General features: G+C 73.4%; 1 protein-coding gene. It reads right to left on the bottom strand.

Annotated features, from left to right (window positions below):
- Positions 1-572: alanine and proline-rich secreted protein Apa (locus Q2100_RS31600; RefSeq protein ID WP_302917172.1), on the bottom strand; the 572-nt coding region annotated here is incomplete at both ends.

Raw genomic sequence — 572 nt, 5'->3', positions numbered from 1 at the left:
GGCGACCACGGCCGGATCGAGTTGGCCAGTGCCACCGCGGCGCCCTTGTCGACGGGATTGTTCGCCGAGCCGAGCCAGACCACGAACCAGCGTTCCGGGGTGCGCTGCCCGCGCGGGGTGCCCGCGGGAGTGGGCTGGCCGACGACGCCGGCCCAGATCTGTCCGGTGGGCTTGGCGGCGTCGGTGAACTTCACCTCGTAGTACGACGCGACACCGGGCATGCCCGCAGCGTCGAGGGGGACGGTCTCCTGACCGAGCCGGGTGCCCGGGAAGGGCATGAAGAACTCGCCCATGTCGGACGCGAGACGCTGTGCGGCCTTGGTGTTGTCGGCCTCGGCGCCCGCGAAGAGCTTGAGGTCCAACCGGCCGAGCAGCACGCTGGTGTCGCTCGGCGGCTCGGCACCCTCGGGCGCGATCCGGTTGAGCAGCGCCTGGCCGTAGGACAGCTGCGTGGCGTCCGAGACCTTCCAGCCGGCCGGCACCACGTAGCTGAAACCACCCGCGGCGTTGTCGACCCGGCCGGCCTCGGGGGCGGGCGGGGCGTTGGGGTCCGCGGGCGGCGGCGCCGGAGC

The organism is Mycolicibacterium arseniciresistens (genome assembly GCF_030519285.1).
In the GTDB taxonomy this organism is placed as follows: Bacteria; Actinomycetota; Actinomycetes; order Mycobacteriales; family Mycobacteriaceae; genus Mycobacterium; species Mycobacterium arseniciresistens.
The sequence above is the reverse complement of the archived record's forward strand: the minus strand, read 5'-3'. Positions and strand labels throughout refer to the sequence as shown.